General features: G+C 63.7%; 7 protein-coding genes. 5 read left to right on the forward strand and 2 right to left on the reverse strand.

Translation table 11 applies throughout. From position 1 onward, the window contains the following. The coding region (locus tag AHiyo1_RS16805; RefSeq protein ID WP_148667632.1) for a hypothetical protein at nt 1–259 on the reverse strand (259 nt) is incomplete at its 3' end. A 98-nt stretch (nt 260–357) separates the two neighbouring features. On the opposite strand from AHiyo1_RS16805, the gene AHiyo1_RS16810 reads away from it, so the two are divergent. From AHiyo1_RS16810 to AHiyo1_RS16825, 4 genes are all read left to right on the forward strand, one after another. Then, complete coding sequence (locus AHiyo1_RS16810) at nt 358–543, forward strand: hypothetical protein (protein WP_059389306.1); 186 nt, start codon at nt 358–360, stop codon at nt 541–543. Between the two features lie 207 nt (nt 544–750). After that, entirely contained in the window at nt 751–1,578 is an 828-nt protein-coding gene (locus AHiyo1_RS16815) for a slipin family protein (RefSeq protein WP_059389307.1), read from the forward strand. 93 nt (nt 1,579–1,671) lie between these two features. Continuing rightward, complete coding sequence (locus AHiyo1_RS16820; RefSeq protein WP_059389308.1) at nt 1,672–2,103, forward strand: hypothetical protein; 432 nt, start codon at nt 1,672–1,674, stop codon at nt 2,101–2,103. A gap of 114 nt (nt 2,104–2,217) precedes the next feature. Next, nucleotides 2,218–2,850: a DUF305 domain-containing protein gene (locus AHiyo1_RS16825; RefSeq protein WP_253257405.1), complete on the forward strand. Its 633-nt coding sequence runs from the start codon at nt 2,218–2,220 to the stop codon at nt 2,848–2,850. A gap of 90 nt (nt 2,851–2,940) precedes the next feature. Here AHiyo1_RS16825 and AHiyo1_RS25645 read toward each other — a convergent pair whose 3' ends face one another. After that, nucleotides 2,941–3,108, reverse strand: coding sequence for a hypothetical protein (locus AHiyo1_RS25645; protein WP_216363231.1), 168 nt, complete (start codon nt 3,106–3,108; stop codon nt 2,941–2,943). Between the two features lie 307 nt (nt 3,109–3,415). Between AHiyo1_RS25645 and AHiyo1_RS24880 the strand changes: the two genes are divergently transcribed. After that, the coding region (locus AHiyo1_RS24880) for a hypothetical protein (RefSeq protein ID WP_216363232.1) at nt 3,416–4,004 on the forward strand (589 nt) is incomplete at its 3' end.

The following is a 4,004-nucleotide window of genomic DNA, read 5'->3' on the forward strand; positions in this document are numbered from 1 at the left end:
CCCGGGGGCGCTGCCTTCCGGTCACCGCGCCGGCCGCGCCGTCGGCGAGCAGGATGTTGGCAAGCAAGGGCGGCACGAGCGTCGTCTTGCCGGTCCCCGGGGGCGCTTGCACGACGGCGGTTCCTGCCGTTCCCCTTGTATCGAGGGCTTTGGCGAGTTCCCCCAGCGATTCTCCGAAGACGAGTCCCTCGCCGATGGTGTCCAGGTCGAAAGGGCGGTATGCGAGCGCGGCATTCCGGGGAACGGGTGGGGATTTCACTCCTCCATTGTGCCTATAAGCGGATCAGCCGTTGAAAGGTGGACTGCTTGCCGAATCGGGAGGACGATTAAAGGGCAGTTGCTAGAAGGAGGTCTGTGATGTGCTACGGCTACAACAAGGATTTCCGGCGGGACACCAGGAAAGATGCCTCACAGGAACCCGAGGAACGCCCTGAGCCCAAGGTCGACGCGAAGGACTTCATGTTCTGGGCCTTCCCACGCCGCTACCGTGAGTTCAGGAACGATCCGGAGCCGGTTATCGACCGGACCCGCGAAAGGGTCTAAGCCACGAAATTGAGAGGAACGTCCCAGAGGGCGTTCCTTTCATTTGTGGCCCTACAACTCGGCGATTCCAAGGTATTTACTGGAGATACAACGTAAGCGGGTTCGCCTGCCTCGCTGCGGAAAGTGGGCTCCCTTTTCCCTCCACTGCCACCGAAGGATCTCCGCCATGAACGCATTAGCACTTAGCGACGAAGCCGGTGTGCGGCCATGACAGCGGACGCCATCACCTGGCTGATTGTCTTGATTGTCCTGCTGGTCATCTGGTTTGCGATGGCCGTCCACATTGTCACGCAGTATGAGCGCGGTGTCCTGTTGAGGCTTGGGAGGATCCAGGGCCTCCGGACCCCGGGCCTTGTGATCATCATCCCGTTCGTCGACCGCCTGAGGAAGGTCTCCCTGCGGATCGTCACCATGCCGATCCAGTCCCAGGGCATCATCACCCGGGACAACGTCAGCCTGGACATTTCCGCCGTCGCGTATTTCCGGGTGGTGGACGCCATCAAGTCCGTCCTGGCCATCGAAAACGTCTACGCCGCGATCGACCAGATCGCACAAACCACGCTGCGCAAGGTGGTGGGTCAGCACACCCTCGACGAAACGCTCGCAGAAACGGACGTCATCAATGCCAACATCCGCCAGATCCTGGACGGACTGACCTTGGAATGGGGCGTCGAAGTGACCCTCGTGGAACTCAAGGACATCCAACTGCCGGACAGCATGAAGCGCGCCATGGCCCGCCAGGCCGAGGCCGAGCGTGAAAAGCGCGCCAAGATCATCGCCGCCGAAGGCGAGTCCCTGGCCGCTGCCGCGCTGGGCATGGCCTCTGACACCATGATGGCCCATCCACTGGCCCTGCAGTTGCGCAACCTGCAGTCCATGGTGGAGATCGGCGTGGACAAGAACACCACGGTCGTCTTCCCGGCTCCCTTGATGAGCACCATCGGCGAACTCGGAGCATTCCTGGCCCGCGAAGCCGCCGCCGCGAAAGCCGCGCAACCACCAAGGACCATGACAGGACGGACGATGGCAGGGTGAGTCCGGCAGAATGAAACTGAACGGCGCCTATACTCGTTGAAGCCGTCGTAAAGCCCGCGAACCGGGCGAACAAGCTACGGAAGGAGGAAGACCATGACCGACCCCTCACGGGGCCGCGCCACCGCCTTCCTCCTCCGCACGGGCCTGTTGGCAGGACTGCTCGCGATCATCGGCGGAATCGTCGGGATGCATGTCATGGCGGGTGGGCACAGCATGCACGCCACCCCCGCTATGAGCCAGTCCGCCGTCGTGGGCCCCGCCACTGTCATGGGCCCGTCGCACATAGTTCAGCACGCGGATTCATCTCCGGCGCAGTCGTGTGCAAGCCCGGGCACGTGCACCACGATGTCGGCCCTGCACGCCGTCTGCGTCCCCGCTCCGGGCCATAACACCCTGACAGCACCCCTACCAGGTGTCCCGCCCTACGCCAATGCGGGCACGTCAGAGGCCGGTACCCTGGTCTCCGGATATTCGCATCGCCCGGGTAGTCCTTCCCCGGGCGATCTCTGCATCAGCCGCACGTAAAATCCACCGCCGCACCGGGCTGCCGGCCCGCTGCACAAGACTCCACCCTGACGCGCCACCCCACACAGTGGGCTTGCTGTGCGTGTCCCACGCAGCCGCGCTTCTGCAGGCTGATTGATTGAAGGACCCCAAAACCATGAGAAAAACCTGACCCTCGCCACCTTTACCGTGGCCACAGCAATCGCGCTCGCCGGCTGCTCGGCCGGAACCGGCGGCAGCAGCATGCCGGGAATGGACCACGGAAGCGCCTCTTCGTCTGGTTCGGCCGCATCCCCGGCCGCGGCGACCGCGGGAGACCATAACGCGGCGGATGCCGAGTTTGCCCGGATGATGATCCCCCACCATGCCCAGGCCGTCCAGATGAGCGACGTCATACTCGCCAAGAACGGCATCCCTGCCCAAGTGACTGCGCTCGCCGGCAGGATCAAGGCAGCCCAAGGCCCGGAGATCGAGGAGATGACCGGCTGGCTCAAGGACTGGAACGAGCCCGCGGGGATGTCTGGCGGCCACACCATGAACGGAATGGTGGACAACGAGGACATGACGAAACTCGAGGCCGCCCAAGGCCGGGATGCAGCCAGGCTGTTCCTGACCCACATGATCGCCCACCACCAAGGGGCCGTGGCCATGGCGCAGAAGGAAGGCACCGACGGTAAGAACGCCGATGCCCTCAAACTCGGCAAGGACATCGTGACGGCGCAGGAGGCCGAGATCAAGGAAATGCAGGAGCTGTTGGGCGCGCTGTAGTCGCAAGCACCCTCCAGACCACACCGCCGGCCCACCTGTTTTTTCCAGTGTGGGCCGGTGCCTGCGGCTTGGGTTACGGCGTCCCCGGGCCTAGGCCGTGGCGCCTACGGATGTTCCTTCCGCCGCGAACAGCGCCTCCGCCACATCTTCCCTGAGGTGGTAGTCCCTGGCTTCGACGGGATACAGGGAACCGCTGACCACGTAGTACCCGCGGCCCTCGCCCGGCCCGCCGGCCGCGGCATCAATAGCGGCGATCATCCCCGGTTCCAGGGGCTTTTCTTTGCCTGCCTCGCGCAATCGAGCGAGGTCTTGGGCTTCAAGGCGACTGATCAAACCCGGAATATCGCACATCTAAAACACCGTCCTGTTCGGTACATGGGAATGGTTGCGCCGTCGCCCCAGCCCTTGGTGCATGCCAAGAACAGTAAGGCCGGGCATGGCTCGTGGCAAGGGCCAATTGACGACGGGTCCACTGAATGGACTCCGCTTGCTGACGCTCCCGCTTTCATGCTGCGTTCTTGGTTCCGTTGCCTACTGTTCAGTAACGGTGTGCAACATCGAGTGAGTGACTTCACCATGCAAAGCCCATTCGGGCGACAATGTCTCCTTTTCCTCTACCCGGCGCGGCTTCCTGGCCGCCGCACTGACCGGCGCGGCTCTGACCCTGGCCCCGGTTTCGTTCGCGGCAGCCGCTACCGGAACCAGCAAGAGCAAGACGATCACCGGCCATCTGGATCCGGGAGCAGCGGACTTCGTCTATTTGCCGATCGAGGTCCCGGCCGGCGTCAACAAGATCAGCGTTTCGTACACCTACAGCAAGCCCCAGGTGGCCTCCGGACTTCTCACGAACGCCTGCGACATCGGAATCTTCGATGAGAAGGGTACCGACCTCGCCGGGAAGGGATTCCGCGGCTGGTCCGGTGGTTTCCGCACCGAATTCAGCATCAGCGCCGGCGACACGACGCCGGGTTACCTGCCGGGGCCGATTGGGAAGGGCACGTGGAACGTTGTTCTCGGCCCGTACCAGGTGGCCGAGCAGGGCCTTGACTACACGGTGAACGTCACGCTTGAGTACGGACCCGACGTCGCCCCTTTCAAGCCCCAGTATCCGCCGCAGCAGGTTGCCGGCCGCGGCGCAGGCTGGTACCGCGGGG

Source organism: Arthrobacter sp. Hiyo1 (genome assembly GCF_001263615.2).
GTDB lineage: Bacteria > Actinomycetota > Actinomycetes > Actinomycetales > Micrococcaceae > Arthrobacter.